17 protein-coding genes are annotated in these 19,875 nt (G+C 45.8%); 9 read left to right on the top strand and 8 right to left on the bottom strand.

Annotated elements, in window-relative coordinates; translation table 11 throughout:
• Positions 1–32: 32 nt before the first annotated feature.
• Together pgm and seqA are read right to left on the bottom strand one after the other, a co-directional pair.
• On the bottom strand, positions 33–1,682 hold the full coding sequence (pgm, locus tag LZU85_RS12490) for a phosphoglucomutase (alpha-D-glucose-1,6-bisphosphate-dependent) (protein ID WP_176298665.1): 1,650 nt from the start codon (positions 1,680–1,682) through the stop codon (positions 33–35).
• Between the two features lie 90 nt (positions 1,683–1,772).
• Positions 1,773–2,306 carry a replication initiation negative regulator SeqA gene (gene seqA / locus LZU85_RS12485; protein WP_176298666.1) on the bottom strand — a complete coding sequence of 178 codons (534 nt, stop codon included), beginning with the start codon at positions 2,304–2,306 and terminating at the stop codon, positions 1,773–1,775.
• Positions 2,307–2,398: 92 nt separating this feature from the next.
• Between seqA and LZU85_RS12480 the strand changes: the two genes are divergently transcribed.
• The 3 genes from LZU85_RS12480 (at position 2,399) to fldA (ending at position 4,084) form a co-directional block, all read left to right on the top strand.
• Positions 2,399–3,166, top strand: a complete 768-nt coding sequence (locus LZU85_RS12480; protein WP_237287200.1) for an alpha/beta fold hydrolase — start codon at positions 2,399–2,401, stop codon at positions 3,164–3,166.
• A 113-nt stretch (positions 3,167–3,279) separates the two neighbouring features.
• On the top strand, positions 3,280–3,501 hold the full coding sequence (locus LZU85_RS12475; RefSeq protein ID WP_176298668.1) for a DUF2788 domain-containing protein: 222 nt from the start codon (positions 3,280–3,282) through the stop codon (positions 3,499–3,501).
• Positions 3,502–3,550: 49 nt separating this feature from the next.
• Positions 3,551–4,084 carry a flavodoxin FldA gene (gene fldA, locus LZU85_RS12470; RefSeq protein ID WP_176298669.1) on the top strand — a complete coding sequence of 178 codons (534 nt, stop codon included), beginning with the start codon at positions 3,551–3,553 and terminating at the stop codon, positions 4,082–4,084.
• 29 nt (positions 4,085–4,113) lie between these two features.
• Here fldA and LZU85_RS12465 read toward each other — a convergent pair whose 3' ends face one another.
• Entirely contained in the window at positions 4,114–4,611 is a 498-nt protein-coding gene (locus LZU85_RS12465) for a DUF4442 domain-containing protein (RefSeq protein ID WP_176298670.1), read from the bottom strand.
• A gap of 196 nt (positions 4,612–4,807) precedes the next feature.
• On the opposite strand from LZU85_RS12465, the gene fcrX reads away from it, so the two are divergent.
• Positions 4,808–5,257: a ferric iron uptake transcriptional regulator FcrX gene (gene fcrX, locus LZU85_RS12460; protein WP_011078292.1), complete on the top strand. Its 450-nt coding sequence runs from the start codon at positions 4,808–4,810 to the stop codon at positions 5,255–5,257.
• Between the two features lie 100 nt (positions 5,258–5,357).
• Here the strand turns inward: fcrX and glnS are convergent, their stop codons facing one another.
• Together glnS and nagE are read right to left on the bottom strand one after the other, a co-directional pair.
• Positions 5,358–7,028, bottom strand: a complete 1,671-nt coding sequence (gene glnS, locus LZU85_RS12455; protein WP_176298671.1) for a glutamine--tRNA ligase — start codon at positions 7,026–7,028, stop codon at positions 5,358–5,360.
• Positions 7,029–7,252: 224 nt separating this feature from the next.
• Entirely contained in the window at positions 7,253–8,824 is a 1,572-nt protein-coding gene (gene nagE, locus LZU85_RS12450) for an N-acetylglucosamine-specific PTS transporter subunit IIBC (protein ID WP_176298672.1), read from the bottom strand.
• 491 nt (positions 8,825–9,315) lie between these two features.
• Between nagE and nagA the strand changes: the two genes are divergently transcribed.
• The 3 genes from nagA to LZU85_RS12435 all read left to right on the top strand — a co-directional run bounded on the left by nagA (position 9,316) and on the right by LZU85_RS12435 (position 13,351).
• Positions 9,316–10,452: an N-acetylglucosamine-6-phosphate deacetylase gene (nagA, locus tag LZU85_RS12445; protein ID WP_237287199.1), complete on the top strand. Its 1,137-nt coding sequence runs from the start codon at positions 9,316–9,318 to the stop codon at positions 10,450–10,452.
• A 2-nt stretch (positions 10,453–10,454) separates the two neighbouring features.
• On the top strand, positions 10,455–11,669 hold the full coding sequence (gene nagC / locus LZU85_RS12440) for a DNA-binding transcriptional regulator NagC (protein ID WP_176298674.1): 1,215 nt from the start codon (positions 10,455–10,457) through the stop codon (positions 11,667–11,669).
• 89 nt (positions 11,670–11,758) lie between these two features.
• Positions 11,759–13,351 carry a cation:proton antiporter family protein gene (locus LZU85_RS12435; protein WP_237287198.1) on the top strand — a complete coding sequence of 531 codons (1,593 nt, stop codon included), beginning with the start codon at positions 11,759–11,761 and terminating at the stop codon, positions 13,349–13,351.
• A 73-nt stretch (positions 13,352–13,424) separates the two neighbouring features.
• On the opposite strand, the gene aroC is transcribed toward LZU85_RS12435, so the two are convergent.
• Together aroC and prmB are read right to left on the bottom strand one after the other, a co-directional pair.
• A complete protein-coding gene (gene aroC / locus LZU85_RS12430; RefSeq protein ID WP_176298735.1) occupies positions 13,425–14,510 on the bottom strand; it encodes a chorismate synthase in 1,086 nt (361 codons plus the stop codon).
• 199 nt (positions 14,511–14,709) lie between these two features.
• Positions 14,710–15,642 carry a 50S ribosomal protein L3 N(5)-glutamine methyltransferase gene (gene prmB, locus LZU85_RS12425; RefSeq protein ID WP_176298676.1) on the bottom strand — a complete coding sequence of 311 codons (933 nt, stop codon included), beginning with the start codon at positions 15,640–15,642 and terminating at the stop codon, positions 14,710–14,712.
• A gap of 59 nt (positions 15,643–15,701) precedes the next feature.
• On the opposite strand from prmB, the gene smrB reads away from it, so the two are divergent.
• On the top strand, positions 15,702–16,232 hold the full coding sequence (gene smrB / locus LZU85_RS12420; protein WP_011150890.1) for an endonuclease SmrB: 531 nt from the start codon (positions 15,702–15,704) through the stop codon (positions 16,230–16,232).
• Positions 16,233–16,298: 66 nt separating this feature from the next.
• Here the strand turns inward: smrB and sixA are convergent, their stop codons facing one another.
• The gene (sixA, locus tag LZU85_RS12415) at positions 16,299–16,763 is read right to left on the bottom strand and encodes a phosphohistidine phosphatase SixA (protein WP_237287197.1); all 465 of its coding nucleotides are present in this window, start codon (positions 16,761–16,763) and stop codon (positions 16,299–16,301) included.
• A 308-nt stretch (positions 16,764–17,071) separates the two neighbouring features.
• On the opposite strand from sixA, the gene LZU85_RS12410 reads away from it, so the two are divergent.
• Positions 17,072–19,849 carry an insulinase family protein gene (locus LZU85_RS12410; protein ID WP_237287196.1) on the top strand — a complete coding sequence of 926 codons (2,778 nt, stop codon included), beginning with the start codon at positions 17,072–17,074 and terminating at the stop codon, positions 19,847–19,849.
• Positions 19,850–19,875: the final 26 nt, after the last annotated feature.

The following is a 19,875-nucleotide window of genomic DNA, read 5'->3' as shown; positions in this document are numbered from 1 at the left end:
TTGGGATTTTTTATTGTTGTCTCTAATCGTGGTTATAGGCCGGCTTCGGCAAAGACTTGATTGACAATCTCTTGCGCTTCCAACTCAATTTGTTTGAGGTGCTCTGCGCCTTTGAAGCTCTCACAATAGATCTTATAGATATCTTCAGTACCCGATGGACGCGCAGCAAACCAACCATTTGCCGTTGTCACTTTTAGACCACCAATCGCCGCACCATTACCAGGCGCATGGGTCAGTCTCGCGGTAATCTCATCACCTGCCAAGGTTTCCGCCTTCACCATTTCAGCAGAAAGCTTCTTCAGCACCTCTTTTTGAGGACCATTGGCAACGGCTTGGATTCGGCTGTACTGAGACTCACCGTGTTTAGCCGCCAGCTCATCGTAATATTGCTGCGGGTTTTTACCGGTCACTGCGGTGATTTCCGCAGCCAGTAAACAGAGAATGATGCCATCTTTGTCTGTCGACCATGGTGTGCCATCTTGGCGCAAGAATGAGGCTCCCGCACTCTCTTCACCACCAAAGCCAAATTTACCGTTGTACAACCCATCCACAAACCATTTGAAGCCAACCGGTACTTCACATAGCTCACGACCAAGGTCGGCCACCACGCGGTCAATCATAGCGCTGGAAACTAGGGTCTTACCCACTGCCACATCCGCAGCCCAACCTTGACGATGACGGTATAGATAATCAATACAAACGGCTAAGAAGTGGTTCGGATTCATCAAGCCTTTTGTTGGCGTGACAATACCATGGCGATCGTAATCTGGGTCATTACCAAACGCGAGATCATACTGATCTTTTAGCGCCAGCAATCCAGCCATTGCGTAGGGAGAAGAGCAGTCCATACGCACCACACCATCTTTATCCAATGACATAAACTGGAAAGAAGGGTCAATGGCTTCACTCACTAAAGTAAGATCTAAATTGTATGCTTTACCAATCTGACGCCAATAATCAATGCCACTGCCGCCAAGAGGATCGACACCCAATTTCAGGCCTGCTTTTTGGATGGCAGCCATATCGATCACATTCACCAAGTCATCGACATAAGGTTTGACCAGGTCTTGCTCGACAAATAGCGATGACGCTTTTGCTTGCGCCAAAGGCATACGCTTAACACCTTGCAAACCCTCTGCGATGAGTACGTTTGCACGATTCTCAATTCGCTGTGTGAGCTCGCCTTCAGCGGGGCCACCATGAGTCGGATTGTATTTGATACCGCCATCTTGTGGTGGGTTATGAGACGGAGTGATCACAATACCGTCTGCTTTTTCTTTGTGTTGTAAGTTGTATGTCAGGATCGCATGGGAAATACCCGGAGTTGGGGTATAGCCATTTTGTTCTTGTACAATCACAGTCACGCCATTGGCAATCAGCACTTCAACAACGGTAGAAAACGCTGGCTCAGACAACGCATGCGTATCTTTACCCACAAAAAGAGGACCCGTTGTCCCTTGCTCTGCACGTACTTCAGCCACCGCTTGAGCAATCGCTAAAATATGATGTTCGTTAAAAGTGGATTTATCCGCACAACCACGATGCCCTGACGTACCAAACTCGACTTTGTGTGCTGGGTTTGTTGGATCGGGTTGAAGGAGGAAATAATTAGCAACGAGTGCTGGGATATTGTGAAGATCTTCTTGCAGAGCTTTCTGCCCTGCACGAGGGTGCATAGCCATTAATGACATCCTTTCTTAAAATATACTCAAACAAAAAAGCCTCATAATATCGGCATAATCTTGCGCATTATGAGGCTTCTATCAGGTTTCTTAAATTGAACCTGTTACTTTTTCAATTAAATCAGGCTGGAATTCCATATGTACCATCACTTGCTCAACCATTTGCCTCTTACGGCTGGTGTTGTTATTGGTGATGACCCAAAAACCCGTGCCTGGAATGGATTTTGGTTTCGTCGTATTGCCATTTTCTAGCAATGTCGCCTCATTGTCGGCGAAGTAAACACGCTTACGACCTTTCACTTTTGTCGCTTGAGCAAACGACTCAGGGTTGATTCGATGTAGCGTGCTCAGCACAAGCATAAATCGATCGATCGCTTTCTTTAGAGACGCAAACTCATCAGAAATCAGTAGTGAGCGCATTTCTTTGACAGCATCAAACTGAGTTTCTTTGCCTGCATCTCTACTGACAACAATCCCTTTGGGTTCCACCGCAGCTGGAACTGAAGCCTGACAACCATCGGCCTTTAATAAGCGACGCAGAATATCTGACGCACTTTCGCCAATATGTTGGGTTTGACTAGCAATGTAACGGTATAGATCCTCATCAACCTCAATTGTTTTCATTCGCTTTTCACAATCTCAATGTTTAAACTCTGGGGGATTATAACGAGATCCTCACGGATACTCCACGTTAAACCCATCACGAACAAGATAAAATGTCAGCATTGCTCAATTACAAACTCGAAGGTGACGGTCAAGCCATTGTTTTGCTACACGGCTTGTTCGGCAGTTTAAGTAACTTAGGTCTACTCGCGCGAGATCTCTCACAAGATCATCATGTCATCAGCTTAGACCTCCGTAACCATGGCTTGTCTTTTAAGTCTCAACAACACGATTACACGCTCATGGCTCAAGATGTTATCGACACGCTAAGCACATTAGGTATCGATAAAGCGATTATCATCGGTCATTCAATGGGTGGAAAAGTGGCGATGAAAATGGCCAATCTCGCGCCTAATCTCGTCACTCAGTTGATCGTGTTAGACATGGCCCCCGTCGCGTACCAACAAAGGCGTCATGATAATGTTTTTAACGGACTGCACGCGATCATGGAACAGAAGCCAACATCACGCCTTGAGGCATTACAATTACTCGAGCACCACATTGAACTCGATGGCGTTCGACAGTTTCTTGCCAAGTCATTGTACAAAGAAGGCAATCATTTGGCATGGCGATTTAATGTCGACGCCCTGATCACTAACTACGATGCAATATTAGGTTGGACACCGATCGAGCAGACCAACATTCCCACCTTGTTTGTTAAAGGAGGCGATTCTGACTATTTGACGACAGAGCATCAAAGCTTGGTTCAGCAGCAGTTTGGTCGAGCAAAAGCGCACGTTATCGCTGGTACTGGGCATTGGCTGCACGCAGAAAAACCAGCAGAAGTCCTTCGTGCGATCAGAAAATTTATTACCAGTTAACAAATCAGAAAAAACGCTGAGTTTTATTGGGATATCCCCACTTTGTGTGCATTAACTTTATCGTTCAAGAGTGGTATAGTGCGCGCAAGCTAAATTGGCATTAAAGGAACGCTATGCTTTACGACTATATGAACATACTGGAATCAATAGGACTTGATCTTTTATTTGCCTCGATCTTTTTTTTGATTGGCATGGCAATAAAGGACGTTTTGAACCAAGGTAATGTTCCCGTTTTTGGTCGTCGTATTGTGTGGCTGGTACTTTTCCTTGGCTGTGCCGGTTTTATCGCAAAAGGTATTATTCAGCTTAGCTGGGAAGGCACTGGTTTAGGGTGATCCCAAAACGTCAGTGCCAACAACAGACAATATTAAAGGTATAAACTCTATGGCAAGTGTAGGTATCTTCTTCGGCAGCGACACAGGCAACACCGAAGCCGTTGCTAAGATGATTCAAAAGCAACTAGGTAAAAAACTCGTTCACGTACAAGACATCGCAAAAAGTAGTAAAGAAGATATCGACAACTTCGACCTGCTGCTTTTAGGCATCCCAACTTGGTACTACGGTGAAGCTCAGTGTGATTGGGATGACTTTTTCCCAGAGTTAGAGAAAATCGACTTCTCGACGAAACTAGTGGCCATTTTTGGTTGTGGCGACCAAGAGGACTACGCAGAATATTTCTGTGACGCAATGGGCACTGTTCGCGATATCGTAGAAGCAAAAGGCGGCACCATCCTAGGTCACACTTCAACTGAGAGCTACGAGTTCGAAGCGTCAAAAGCCTTAGTTGCTGGTGATGACAGCCTATTCGTCGGTTTATGCATTGATGAAGATCGCCAACCAGAACTGACTGAAGAGCGTGTTAAAAACTGGGTAGAGCAAATCTACGAAGAAATGTGCTTAGCAGAGTTAGATGATTGATAGAAAAACCTCCCACGGGAGGTTTTTTTTCAACATGACGTTGATGCTTCTTCACGATACTGAGGTTTCTTCCTTACATAAAGTTTGCGCTGAACTTCTGAGACAACATTGCCTTGTTCATCTTTCACATGAGTCACAAACTCAGGAAAACACTTTTCCCCCATCCTAGTCACAGTATATATCTCATCCAATACCGCTTGGGTTACCTCAAATCTGGCATAGAGATCCGTTTTCCCCGGTTGAATAAAATTGATACTCGCTTCCTTGTCCCAGACATAGTATTCCTCTCCCAAAATCCCCATCAACATTAATGAGTAAACAGGATCCGTTAAAGAGAAAATGCTACCGCCATACTGGGTACGATTGGCGTTTTTGTTCCACCAGCGCAACTTTAATCGCATTTCCACGGTTCTAAAATCATCACTAATGCTCGAAATTCGTATTCCTGCCCCCCAAAAAGGCGGCCAAATGTTTAAAGCAAATTTTACGATTCCTGGTCTATAGATCCTTGCGAGTTGCTTGTTCATGCGTCCCTTGCTCTCTTTGCACAACTGTTATTAAAATGTAACTGGTCAGATGAGCAATATAAGCGACCTCGCACCAATTTACAAAAAGAATCTAGTAACCCTTTGAAGTTCGTGGTTTATTGTTATCTCTGGTTAACCTATAATGTTCAGAATATTGAATTCTGTTAATTGCGGCAGATCATCAACGGGAAAGTATATGTCAGACAACAACCAAGCGCTAAAGGATGCTGGTCTTAAAGTTACCCTTCCAAGGCTGAAAATTTTAGAAGTACTACAGCAACCGGATTGCCAACACATCAGTGCAGAAGACCTTTATAAGAAGCTGATTGATCTTGGCGAAGAGATTGGTCTTGCGACTGTATATCGCGTGTTAAACCAGTTTGATGATGCCGGTATTGTTACTCGCCACCATTTTGAAGGCGGTAAATCGGTATTCGAACTCTCAACTCAACACCATCATGATCACTTAGTGTGCTTGGATTGTGGTGAAGTAATTGAGTTCTCAGACGACATTATCGAAGAGCGCCAAAAAGAAATCGCCGCCGCTTATAATGTTCAACTGACAAACCACAGCCTCTATCTTTACGGCAAGTGTGGCGATGGCTCATGCAAAGGTAATCCAGACGCGCATAAGCGTAAGAACTAATTTCTAACCAAGACACAAAAGCCAGCTTAACGCTGGCTTTTTGCTGTTTCCAATAAAAAACCCAACTCTAAGAGTTGGGTTTGTATTCAGTTTGTTCGTGTTACTGCGCTTCGATCTTCGCCCAAGTATCTCGTAAACCTACGGTGCGGTTGAAAACCAAATGCTCTTTAGAAGAGTCTTTAGAGTCCGCACAGAAGTACCCCATACGCTCAAACTGGTAGCCTTTCTCAGCTTCCGCTTCTACTAGGCTTGGCTCGACAAAACCCTTCAACACAGTGAGTGACTCTGGGTTAATTGTGGATGCAAAATCATCCGCCGCTGCTGGGTTTGGTACCGTGAATAGACGATCGTACAAACGAATTTCAGCAGGAACGCCTTTATCCGCCGATACCCAGTGAATTACACCACGGACTTTACGACCATCAGCTGGGTTAACGCCCAATGTTTCTGAGTCGTAAGTACAGAAGATGGTTGTGATATTACCTTCGTCGTCTTTCTCAACACGTTCAGCTTTAATCACATACGCGCCACGGAGACGCACTTCACTGCCGAGAACCAAACGTTTGTACTTCTTGTTCGCTTCTTCACGGAAATCTTCACGCTCGATCCAAATTTCACGGCTAAACGGCACTTCACGCGCACCCATTTCTGGTTTATTTGGGTGGTTAGCAACCGTTAGATTTTCTACTTCGCCTGCAGGGAAGTTCTCAATCACTAGCTTAACAGGATCCAACACCGCCATTGCGCGAGGGGCATTTTCATTCAAATCATCACGAATACAAGATTCAAGCGAGCTAAACTCGATCATGTTTTCTTGCTTCGTCACACCGATACGCTTGCAAAACTCGCGAATGGACGCTGGTGTGAAACCGCGACGGCGTAAACCAGAGATAGTTGGCATACGTGGGTCATCCCAACCATTAACCAATTTCTCGGTCACTAGTTGGTTAAGCTTACGCTTAGACATCACTGTGTATTCAAGATTCAGACGGCTGAACTCATACTGATGAGGACGGCAATCAATGGTTATGTTGTCGAGAACCCAGTCGTACAAACGACGGTTGTCCATAAACTCAAGAGTACAAATTGAGTGCGTAATACCTTCTAACGCGTCCGAAATACAGTGCGTGAAGTCGTACATTGGATAAATGCACCATTTGTCACCGGTTTGGTGGTGAGATGCAAAACGCACGCGGTAAAGTACTGGATCACGCATAACAATGAACGATGAAGCCATGTCAATCTTCGCACGAAGGCATGCTTTACCTTCTTCAAAACCGCCGTCGCGCATTTTTTCAAACAGCGCAAGGTTTTCTTCGACAGGACGATCACGGTAAGGGCTAGGCTTACCAGGCTCAGTCAACGTACCACGGTATTCACGGATCTGCTCTGGACTTAGCTCATCAACGTACGCTAAGCCTTTGTTAATCAGTTCCACTGCATACTCGTAAAGCTTGTCGAAATAGTTCGATGAGTAACAGATCTCATCATCCCATTCAAAGCCTAACCAGCTCACATCATTTTTGATCGACTCAACGTATTCGATGTCTTCTTTCTCAGGGTTGGTATCGTCGAAACGAAGATTACACTTACCCTGATAGTCCTGAGCAATACCAAAGTTCAAACAGATCGATTTTGCATGGCCGATGTGTAGGTAGCCGTTTGGCTCCGGTGGGAATCGTGTATGCACACTCGTGTGTTTGCCATCCGCCAGATCTTTATCAATGATCTGACGAATAAAGTTTGATGGACGAGCATCAGCTTCACTCATCTAAAGCACCTCAAGTTTGTTTTAGTATTGTTCAGAGAAAACTTAGCTCCGAAGCTGCATTCAGCCTTCAGAGCACACTGCCGTTAATGATCCACAATTATGCGCCAATAGACAATAAGATCTCGCGTTTAAATGGGATTATTTATCTTAAACAACCACGATAAAGCACTAAAATAGAAAAAGCCTCCCTAGGGAGGCTTTGATCTTGTTTCATGTGATTGCGATTAAGGCAGTTTCACATCAGATAGGTCTTCGTTAGCACCAATTGCTTTCATTTCGCCAGCAACGATTTCTGCTAGAGGACCAAGGATAACTTGTAGGTTGTTTTCGCCAAGCTTAACCACACCTTTCGCACCCAGTTTCTTAAGTACTGCTTCGTCAGCAACAGAGCGGTCTTTAAGCGTTAGACGCAGACGAGTGATACATGCATCGATTGATGTTAGGTTCTCATGACCGCCTAGTGCCTTAAGGTACTGACGAGCTAGGTCACCACTTTTTGCATCACCAGATGACTGAGCAACTTCAGAGTCATCGTCTTCACGACCAGGCGATTTCAGGTTGAACGCGCGGATTGCGAAGGTGAAAGTGAAGAAGTATAGAGCACCAAATGCTAGACCGATTAGTAGTAGTACAAATGGTTTAGTTGCTAGACCCCAGTTCAGTGCGAAGTCAATTAGACCTGCAGAGAAACCGAAACCGTGTAGAGTACCGAACATGTTCGCAACCACTAGAGCTAGACCAGTGAATACTGCGTGCATTGCGTATAGCGCAGGTGCAAGGAACACGAACATGAACTCTAGAGGCTCTGTGATACCCGTTAGGAATGAACAGAATGCTACAGAGAACAGTGCACCACCAACTTGATGACGTTTCTCAGCAGGCGCTGCAAAGTACATCGCTAGAGCCGCACCTGGTAGACCAAACATCATGATTGGGAAGAAACCGTTCATGAATACGCCAGCGCCTTTATCGCCACCGAAGAAGCGGTGTAGGTCACCAGATTTAACAGTTTCAGTTACTTCTTTTACTGTTGCTGTGATTTCTGGAGTTACTGCGTTAGCAAATTCAAATGTGTGAGTTTGGCCAGCAACAAGAGTTTTCGCTAGAGCTGGGTCAACACAAAGCTGTTGTAGCGCTGGTAGTGCTTGACCAGCAGCTTGCGCGCCAGTTACTAGGATCTCTTGACACGTACCCATACCAAACCAGAAGTATGAGTTTAGAACGTGGTGAAGACCAACAGGGATAAGTGCACGGTTAAGAGTACCGTAAACAAATTGACCAACAGCACCTGAAGTCGATACAGCGTGTGCTAGAGCGTCAAGACCCCCCTGGATTGAAGGCCAAACCACACCAGCTACTGCACCAGCAACCAGCGAGAATAGACCTGCCATAATAGGCACTAGACGTTTGCCAGAGAAGAATGCCAACCACTCAGGAAGACGTGTAGCATGGAAAGCGTTGTACGAGTGACCAGCGATGATACCACCAATGATACCGCCGAAGAACGACATGTTGATAGACGCATCGATTGTTGTTGCTGTTGCTGTTAGCACGAAGTATGCAACTGCACCAGCTAGGCCCGCAGCACCTTGACCGTCTTTAGAAAGACCAATCGCGATACCAAGACCGAATAGAAGAGGAAGTTGACCAAAGATAGCACCACCAGCTTGCGCCATGAATGGGATATCCAACAGGTCGCCTTGACCCAAACGTAGTAAGAGCGCCGCAACCGGTAGGGTCGCGATAGGTAGCATAAGTGCTTTACCTAATTTTTGCGCGTATCCAAGAATATTCACCTTAAGTTCCCCCTATAGGATTTTCATTTTTTGGAAGACTTTTTTTAGTCATCCAATTTAGTCTTTTTCAGTTTATGACATTAATTTTGCTCCGCAAATTAAAAGCTCTTTGTTTGTGATCATAATCACCAGATTTTGCCCTTCCAAAAGGTTTTTGCTAGCGAGATCATAAAACTTATTTTATCATTCAAAAAAATGGTGAATTGGCGATAAAATTCTCAGACTTTTAGTGATAAACGAATCCCTTTTTTTACCCTTGCTCAAAACATTAAAATTACAAGTGGGCAATAACAAACACTGAAAGAACCATAAAAACAAATAAAACTCAGCAACTTACGCTATTAAACATTTATCTTGCCAATGTTTGCTGTACCGGTTTTACGGTCTAATTCAGCGACACAAACTAAGTGTCCAATATTTCGGATGAATCGCTGTCTAAGGAACCGTAAATGAAACGAATTTAAATCTCATTTGATAAGGATTAGCTGAACATGTACGCGCTAACGAACTGTAAAATTTATACAGGAAGTGATGTTCTTTCAGGACACGCTCTCATCATCGAAAATGATTTGATCACATCGGTTGTGCCTGCAGCGGATCTACCTTCAGGGATCGAAGTCAAAGACCTTGCAGGTGCTAATGTTAGCCCAGGCTTTATTGACCTACAGTTAAACGGCTGTGGTGGCGTAATGCTGAACGATGAAATCACAGCAGAAACCATGCAAATTATGCATGAAGCCAACTTGAAATCCGGTTGTACAAGCTTTCTGCCTACACTGATCACATCCTCTGATGAAGATATGCGTGCAGCCATCGCTGCAGCACGTGAGTATCACGCCAAGTACGAAAACCAATCGCTTGGTTTGCACCTTGAAGGTCCTTACCTTAACGTGATGAAAAAAGGCATCCACAGCGTTGACTACATCCGCCCGTCAGATAACAGCATGGTTGACTTCATCTGCGCAAACGCAGACGTCGTGACTAAAGTGACTCTCGCACCAGAACTGAACGATCCTGAGCACATTGAAAAACTTCGTGATGCCGGCATCATTGTGTCAATTGGTCACACCAATGCGACCTACGCCGAAGCTCGCAAAGGCTTTGAAGCAGGTATCACTTTTGCCACTCACTTGTTTAACGCAATGACACCAATGGCAGGCCGTGAACCTGGCGTAGTGGGCGCTATTTACGACACACCTGAGGTGTATGCTGGTATCATCGCGGATGGCTTCCATGTCGATTACGCAAACATTAGAATTGCGCACAAAATCAAAGGCGAGAAGCTAGTATTAGTGACCGATGCCACAGCTCCTGCAGGCGCTAACATGGATTACTTTATTTTTGTAGGTAAGAAAGTATATTACCGTGATGGCAAATGTGTTGATGAAAATGGCACATTAGGTGGTTCAGCGTTGACGATGATTGAAGCCGTCGAAAATACAGTTGAACATGTCGGAATCGCTTTAGACGAAGCTCTTCGTATGGCAACACTCTACCCAGCAAAAGCAATTGGCGTAGATGCTTACCTAGGTCGAATTAAGAAAGGTTACGTAGCTAACCTGACGATTTTTGATCGAGACTTCAACGTTAAAGCGACGGTTGTTAACGGACAATACGAGCAAAATTAAGAATGAATGGCGGACAGATAGGTAACGTAGACTTAGTAAAACAACTGAACAGCGCTGCTGTGTACAGGTTGATTGATCAACAAGGACCTATCTCCCGCATTCAAGTGGCAGATGTCAGTCAGCTGGCACCTGCCAGTGTTACAAAAATCACTCGCCAGTTACTTGAACGTGGGCTAATCAAAGAGGTTGCTCAGCAAGCCTCAACGGGTGGACGACGAGCCATTTCACTGACCACCGAAGTAAAGCCATTTCACTCTGTTGCGGTTCGTTTAGGACGAGATTACGTACAATTTTGCCTATACGATCTTGGAGGGACAGCGCTAGCACAAGATCAACACGATTTCCGTTACACCAACCAATCAGACCTCCAGCAGGGACTTACTTCCCTTTTGAAAGATTTTATTGGTCGCTGTCAAGGCAAAATCGACCAACTCATCGCCATTGGTATCACCCTTCCTGGCCTAGTCAACCCGACAACCGGTGTTGTTGAGTACATGCCAAACACAGACATCGATAAACTTGCGCTCGGTGAGATCATTCGTGAAAAATTTGGCATTGAATGTTTCGTTGGCAACGACGTGCGTGGCATGGCGTTAGCTGAACACTATTTTGGAGCCAGTCAGGATTGCCAAGACTCGATTCTCGTCAGCGTTCATCGAGGCACCGGTGCTGGTATTATCGTTAATGGGCAGGTGTTCCTTGGTTTTAACCGCAATGTGGGAGAAATTGGTCATATCCAAATCGATCCTCTCGGTGAACAGTGCCAGTGTGGTAACTTCGGCTGCCTTGAGACAGTTGCAGCAAACCCAGCAATTATTCAGCGCGTGAAAAAACTGATCGCGCAAGGTTATGAGTCATCGCTAGCAAAATTGGATCACATTACCATCCAAGATGTCTGTAACCACGCTCTAGAAGGCGATGAACTGGCGCAACAAAGCTTAGTCCGCGTTGGGAATCAGTTGGGTAAGGCGATCGCAATGACCATCAATTTGTTTAACCCACAAAAAATTGTTATTGCGGGTGACATTACTGCGGCGAAAGACATTGTGTTCCCAGCTATTCAGCGCAACGTCGAAAATCAATCACTAAAGACATTCCATAACCAACTGCCAATTGTCGCGTCACAAATTGACAAGCAACCTACTATGGGCGCATTTGCAATGATTAAACGTGCCATGCTGAATGGCGTTTTGTTACAAAAGTTGTTAGGTGATTAAAGCATCTGTCATTCAATCCGTTACATAAGCTACAATTGGGCTGTGTCATCACAGCCCTTTTTACATTTGAAGGAAATCACGTTAGCCCCATGGAAATCATTCTAATATCTACGGCGTTTATCGCTGGGTTTGCAGCGTTGAAATGCAATCTTCCTCCGTTAGTCGGCTTCTTGCTTGCGGGTTTTGCACTGCACGCTTTTGGTTTTGAAAGTAACCTCACTATCACTACGCTCGCAGATCTCGGTGTAACATTATTGTTGTTCACCATCGGCCTAAAACTTGACATCAAAACTCTGCTCTCAAAAGAAATATGGGCTGGCGCTACTGTTCATAACCTTCTCTCAACGTTACTTTTTACAGCGGCATTCGTTGGCCTCAAGTTTCTCGGAATCTCATCTCTCGCTGAGATGGAGTTGAACCACCTTATTTTGCTCGCATTTGCCCTATCATTCTCCAGTACGGTATTTGCCGTTAAGTCATTACAAGAAAAAGGGGAAATGAACGCTACCTATGGCACACTGGCTATCGGCATTTTAATCATGCAAGATATTTTTGCCGTTGTGTTCCTCACTGCTTCAACAGGAAAACTGCCGCATTGGTATGCAATCATTTTGTTCGCCCTGCCGTTGCTGCGTCCACTGTTCTACAAAATTTTGGACTGGGTGGGTCACGGAGAAATGCTGGTGCTATTCGGCATTTTCTTTGCCCTAGTAGCCGGAGCAGGACTATTCGAACTCGTAGGCATGAAAGCAGACTTAGGTGCGCTGGTGCTGGGCATGTTGCTCGCAGGTCATAGGAAGTCCTCTGAACTTGCCAAATCTCTCTTTAACATGAAGGAGCTCTTCTTGGTCTGCTTCTTCCTCAACATCGGCTTATCAGCGTCTCTCAGTTTAACTGGTGTCTCTTTAGCACTGCTCATACTGCTCCTGCTGCCACTTAAAGGTCTGCTCTACTTCCTGACCATCAATCATTTCAAGTTTCGTGTGCGTACGTCTCTACTCGCTTCGTTAACACTATTTAACTACAGCGAGTTTGGTCTTATCGTGGGTGGTTTAGCCTACAAAATGGGCTGGATGCCAAGTGATATTTTGGTCGCCTTAGCGGTAGCCGTGTCGCTTTCGTTTATTATTGCCGCGCCGTTAAACAAAATGGGGCATCAGATTTATCAACACTCAGGCAAATGGCTTCAGGAAACGGCAGCAGAGAAACTCAATCAACGCGATCAATTGATCAATCCGGGGAATGCTCAAGTTCTCATCCTCGGTATGGGCCGCATCGGGACGGGGGCCTATGATGAACTACGCGCACGTTACGGAAAAATCAGTTTAGGTGTTGAAGTGCGTGAAGAAGCGGCGCAGTACCATCGCGAAGAAGGTCGAAACGTGATTGCTGGAGACGCCACCGACCCAGACTTTTGGGAGCGTATTCTTGATACAGCGAATGTGAAACTGGTTTTGCTGGCCATGCCCCACCACCAAGGTAATCAAACGGCGCTCGAACAGCTCAAACGTCGAAATTATCAAGGACAAATTGCGGCAATTGCCGAGTACTCCGACCAATTAGAGACACTCACCAACAGTGGCGTACACGCAGCCTTTAACATTTACAACGAGGCAGGTAGCGGCTTTGCACGCCATGTGTGTCAACAACTCAAACCAGAGTTCACACCGCCAACGAGTTAATCAACAAAACGAGTCAAAGCAAAAAGGTGGCCCATTGGCCACCCTTTGATATTTTCTCGATAGACAAATGCCATTAGATCTTCGGTGTGTGCGTACTGACACCATGGTTTTGTCCACGATGACGCAGTAAGTGGTCCATCACCACAATCGCTAACATGGCTTCTGCGATCGGCACTGCTCGGATACCAACACAAGGGTCGTGTCGACCTTTGGTAATGAGTTGTGTGGATTCACCATCCACATTGATGGTGTCCCCTGGCACTGTGATGCTTGACGTTGGCTTCAACGCAATATTGGCAACGATGTCTTGCCCAGTTGAGATGCCGCCCAGAATACCACCAGCATGGTTACTGCCAAAACCCTGAGGAGAAAGCGTATCGCGGTGTTGACTGCCTTTTTGACTCACGACATCAAAGCCATCACCAATCTCCACTCCTTTCACCGCATTAATGCTCATCAAAGCATGAGCTATGTCCGCATCAAGTCGGTCAAAGACAGGTTCACCCAAACCGACAGGTACATTGGTGGCAACCACTTGAATTTTCGCGCCGATCGAATCGCCTTCTTTTTTCAAGTCTCGGATCAGTTGATCAAAAGCCTCAACTTTGTCGACGTCGGGACAGAAGAATGGGTTGTTCTCAATTTCGTTCCAATCCACTTTATCAATCGCAACGTCGCCCATTTGTGAAAGGTAAGCACGGATTTCAACGCCAAATTCTTGCTTGAGGTATTTCTTCGCAATCGCGCCTGCTGCCACTCGCATTGCCGTTTCACGTGCCGAAGAACGGCCACCACCGCGGTAATCACGAATTCCGTATTTTTGGTGATAGGTGTAATCGGCATGGCCTGGGCGGAATTTATCTTTGATTTCTGAATAATCTTTTGAACGTTGATCGGTATTCTCAATCAACAAACCAATTGATGTGCCCGTCGTTTTTCCTTCAAACACACCAGAAAGAATTTTCACTTCATCCGGCTCGCGTCGTTGGGTAGTGTAACGCGATGTCCCTGGGCGACGGCGATCCAGATCGGTTTGAAGATCCGCTTCACTAATCTCGAGCCCTGGGGGACACCCGTCCACGATACATCCTAGTGCGATACCGTGACTTTCTCCGAATGTCGTCACTCGAAAATGTTGTCCGATACTGTTTCCTGCCATTACTTCCTCAAATTTGTTAGCGCTGTAAACTGCGCTATACATTCCAATTCTTCGTGAATTCATAGTGGCGCTATTGCGTTTTGATGTAAACCCCTAAAACGATCAATTTTGTCTTTTTCGGTCGCTTCGAAAAAAAACGCCCGCTTAAATCATTAAAGCGGGCGTTTTCTCAAAAAGTGTCAGCAAAAGGGGTTAATGCTTAGTCTTTGTATAGACGGAAATCCTCCGCACACTCCAACAACTGCTCGCGCGTTAGCAAGAAGACGCCATGGCCGCCGTTTTCAAATTCCAGCCAAGTGAATGGAATATGTGGATATTGCTCCATCATGTGCACCATCGAGTTACCCACCTCACAGACTAAAATACCTTTCTCTGTTAGGTAATCTGGCGCATTAGCGAGAATACGGCGAACCAGTTTCAAACCGTCCGTACCCGCTGCTAAGCCTAGTGCTGGCTCGTGGGTAAATTCGATTGGTAAACTGTTCATGTCCTCTTCATCCACATACGGTGGATTGGTCACGATGATGTTGTATTGCTCTTTTGGCAAATCACGGAATAGATCGGAACGAATAGGGAAAACTTGTTGCTCCATACCGTGATCTTGGATGTTCTGCTCAGCAACCGCTAGCGCGTCTGCAGAAATATCAATCGCATCCACTTCAGCTTCAGGGAAAGCATGAGCACATGCAATAGCGATACAGCCACTGCCCGTACACAAATCCATAATGCGCACAGGCTCTTCAATAAGCCAAGGTTCAAACTGTGCTTGGATCAATTCACCAATTGGTGAGCGTGGCACAAGTACACGCTGATCAACAAAAAACTCTAAGCCACAAAACCAAGCTTTATTGGTTAGGTATGCCGTCGGCGTGCGCTCATTGATACGTTTCACCACACGTTCAACAACGCGCAAACGCTCGCTGCTGGTTAGGCGAGAATTCAATACATGTGGAGGCACATCAATCGGCAAATAGAGGGTTGGTAGGATCAACTGAACGGCTTCATCCCATGCATTATCGGTACCATGACCATAAAACAAGTTCGCGGCATTAAAACGGCTCACCGTCCAACGAATCATGTCTTGAAGGGTATGAAGCTCAGAAACGGCCTCTTCTACAAAAATCTTATCCAAAATTGCCTCCGAAAAGCGCTACAATACTGCCAATGATATAAATATTTAGTGTTAAACCCATGAGTAACAAAGACAACGACCTTGACGACGATTTCTCATTATTCCGGGAAGCAGTACAGGGCATAAAAAAGTTGCCTCAGGATACCATAGTCCAGCAACCAAACAGAAATACTAAACAAAAAGAAATCAAGCGTATTAGCCGTGAAGCAAGTGACTCTGAATTCTATTTTTCAGACGAGTTTGTTCCTCTTTTAAGCGAAGAAGGGCCGACCCGTTACGCACGTGACGACGTATCCACCTATGAAGTCAAACGCTTGCGACGCGGGGTATATGTTCCCGATGTGTTTCTTGATATGCATGGGATGACACAACAAGAAGCCAAGCGCGAACTCGGTGCAATGATAGCGTACTGTGTGAAAAATGAAGTGCATTGTGCCTGTGTGCAGCACGGCATCGGGAAGCACATTCTCAAACAAAAAACGCCACTGTGGCTCGCACAACATCCGGATGTGCTGGCTTTCCACCAAGCACCACTTGAATTTGGTGGAGATGGCGCATTGCTTGTTCTGCTCTCAATTCCTGAGAAATAAAACCTCTCATACGTCTGCAGGCGAATCCCTCCTGCAGCGTTATTCCTCCCGTGATTAGCTCTCTCACTACGGTCTTAAACTAAAGCGGAGCTCGCCACGATGCTGGCTAGGTTCAAACTCAATACAAACCATACCAGAGGTCGGAAACATCGGCGCAGACATATCTTTGACAAATTCTGCCGTTAGGTAACCCACAAGCGGAAGATGCGACACAAGAAGAATTTGGTCTGGCTGCTCAACTTCAATCAATGCACACAGGTAATCATACACTTGCTCAGACTGACCATAAGGGGTGATGTCTTCGCACGTTTCAACCACATCGGATTGAAAATAACCACTGATTTCCTGCCAAGTTTGCTGTGCTCTCAGATAAGGGCTCACTAAGACCTTATTAAAATGAGTGATGCCTTGCTCTGCGCACGCTTTTGCAACCACATCTGACTCTAAACGACCTCGTGAGGTCAAAGCACGTTGCGCATCACTCTCAGCGAAATGCTCTGCCTCACCGTGACGCATGATTAGTACTTTCATGTAATATCCTTGGACTTTTATCGATTCGAAAATGCGATGACGGAGGACTCTCGATCTTGCTGCATTTTTCGAGCCGTTTTTGTGTGTCTAACACACTTTGTCGATTGTTAATTTGATTCTCTGCTCGACTTAGCCACGACAATTATATCAATTCGCTTGCTAAAGACTTCGACTTTCTTAACAATCTGTTAAAGAGAGGTACGCAAAGCGTTATCAATCTCAATATTCACTATGGAAATACCACAGAGAATTTGCACCCGCTCTTTTCAGGTTCATAATAACAATATTGACATTTTCGGAGATGCAACGTGCACTTAAGCCCAAACGACAACCATCAATACCGATACCTGACGCTCGACAATGCGTTGCGGGTGTTGTTAATCAGCTCCGAAGACGCCACAAAATCTGCTGCTGCACTTGCGGTCAACGTTGGCCACTTTGATGACCCAGACGAGAGACATGGCTTAGCGCACTATCTTGAGCACATGCTCTTTTTGGGGACGGAAAAATACCCTAAAGTTGGCGATTTTCAAAGCTATATTAGCCAACACGGCGGAAGCAACAATGCTTGGACAGGAACGGAGCACACCTGTTTCTTTTTTGACGTCAGCTCGAATGTCTTCGAAAAAGCCCTCGACCGATTTAGTCAGTTTTTTGTCGCCCCTCTTTTCAATGAAGAAGCGCTGGATAAAGAACGTCAAGCGGTAGAATCGGAATATCGACTTAAACTCAACGATGACTCACGTCGCTTCTATCAGGTGAATAAAGAAGTGGTTAATCCACTTCATCCATTTGCTAAATTTTCTGTTGGCAATCTTGATACTCTTGATGATCGCAATGGCATCTCTATTCGGCAAGAAGTCGTCGATTTCTATCGTTCTCATTATTCTGCCGATTTGATGACGCTCACCGTCTATGGACCACAATCCCTTGATGAACTGCAGCACTGGGTAGAAGAGAAGTTTGGCGAGATTACCAATAACCAACGCCAAGGTAAGACGATTAGTGTGCCCATCATTGGTGATAACAGCACTGGTGTGACGGTGAGTATTGAACCACTCAAAGAGATCCGTAAGTTAGTGCTCACCTTCCCTTTCCCAGGTATGGACCAGCATTACGCCATCAAACCTCTTTCTTATTTTGCCCATCTTTTAGGCTATGAGGGCGAAGGCAGTTTAATGCTGGGGTTGAAGAACAAAAATTGGATCACCTCGCTCTCAGCTGGCGGTGGCGCGGCGGGTAGTAACTATCGCGATTTCACCATCAGCTGCACACTAACCAAACAAGGCCTCGAACACACCGACGAGATTATTCAGGCCGTTTTCCAATACATCCGTTTAATCAAAGCGGAGGGTCTGGAAGAGTGGCGTTACAAAGAGAAGCAAGCGGTACTTGAGTCGGCTTTCCGTTTCCAGGAGCCCTCTCGTCCTCTCGATATGGTGAGCCATTTAGTGGTCAACATGCAACACTATCGACCTGAAGACACCATTTATGGTGACTATATGATGGTGGGTTATGACGAAGCATTGCTGAGCTCGCTGTTTGAGTACTTCACCATTGATAATTTGCGTGTCACGCTAATTGCAAAAGGGATAGAAACCGATCGCGAAGCAGCGTGGTATTTCACACCTTATAAAGTGGTACCACTGAGCCTTGAGCAACGTGAGAGCTATGCGCGGATCAACCCTGGCTGGGGATTCGATTTACCCGCAAAGAACCCCTTTATCTGTTACGAACTAGACCCAACACCACTTGAAAGTGATGAAGAGCTCCCTCAACTGATTGAAGATCTCGAAGGGTTCCGTTTGTGGCACCTGCAAGATACCGAGTTTCGTGTTCCGAAAGGGGTGTTGTATGTTGCTATCGATAGCCCTCATGCCGTAGCATCGGCAAAAAATATTGTTAAAACACGTCTTTGTGTCGAGATGTTTTTGGACTCATTAGCAAAAGAAACCTACCAAGCTGAAATCGCTGGTATGGGATACAACATGTATGCCCATCAAGGTGGCGTCACCCTCACGCTCTCCGGTTTTTCTCAAAAACTGCCTCAACTGCTTGAAATGATTCTAAAGCGGTTTGCGACTCGGGATTTCAACCCAATTCGCTTCGACAACATCAAGAAACAACTGTTACGAAGCTGGCGCAACGCGGCGCAAGATCGTCCTATTTCGCAACTGTTCAATGCAATGACGGGCATTTTACAACCAAACAACCCACCATTTTCGACGCTCATTGAAGCACTACAACAGATCGATGTGGAGGAGTTGGCCGATTTCGTCGATGAAATATTGGCGGAGCTGCACGTGGAAATGTTTGTCTATGGTGATTGGCAACGCCAGCAAGCACATGACATGGCAACAACACTCAAAAATGCGCTACGTGTGAAAGAGCAACGCTATGAAGAAGCCTTACGTCCGCTGATTATGCTTGGCGCTAATGGCAGCTTCCAACGAGAAGTGGAGTGCGGACAACAAGATTCCGCCGTGGTGATTTACCATCAATGTGAAGATACTTCGCCGCACAGCATCGCACTTTACTCTCTTGCCAATCACTTGATGTCAGCCACTTTCTTCCACGAGATTCGCACTAAGCAGCAGCTTGGCTACATGGTCGGCACCGGCAACATGCCACTCAACAAACACCCTGGTATTGTGCTGTATGTACAATCGCCGAATTCTGCGCCGGCAGAACTTGTACGCTCCATCGACGAGTTTCTAAACGCATTTTACATGGTACTGTTAGAGCTAAACGAGTACGAATGGCACAGCAGTAAACGAGGGCTTTGGAATCAAATAGCGGCGCCAGATACAACCTTGCGTAATCGAGCACAACGCCTATGGGTGGCCATTGGCAACAAAGATACCGATTTCAACCAACGCGAAAAGGTCTTAGCCGAACTAAAAGGCTTAACGCGCGCTGACATGATCCGTTTTGTCGTTAACGAACTCAAACCAAGAACTGCGAATCGCTTGGTGATGCACACACAGGGCATCGCCCATGCAGAAGAACCTAAGATTCATCTTGGGCAAGAGATCGGATCGATTGAAGAGTTTCAATTGAGGCCGAAAGATACCGGCCTCGGTTAACTCAAAGTGAACTGAATGCATAGACA

Source organism: Vibrio floridensis, assembly GCF_021852965.1.
In the GTDB taxonomy this organism is placed as follows: domain Bacteria; phylum Pseudomonadota; class Gammaproteobacteria; order Enterobacterales; family Vibrionaceae; genus Vibrio; species Vibrio floridensis.
The sequence above is the reverse complement of the archived record's forward strand: the minus strand, read 5'-3'. Positions and strand labels throughout refer to the sequence as shown.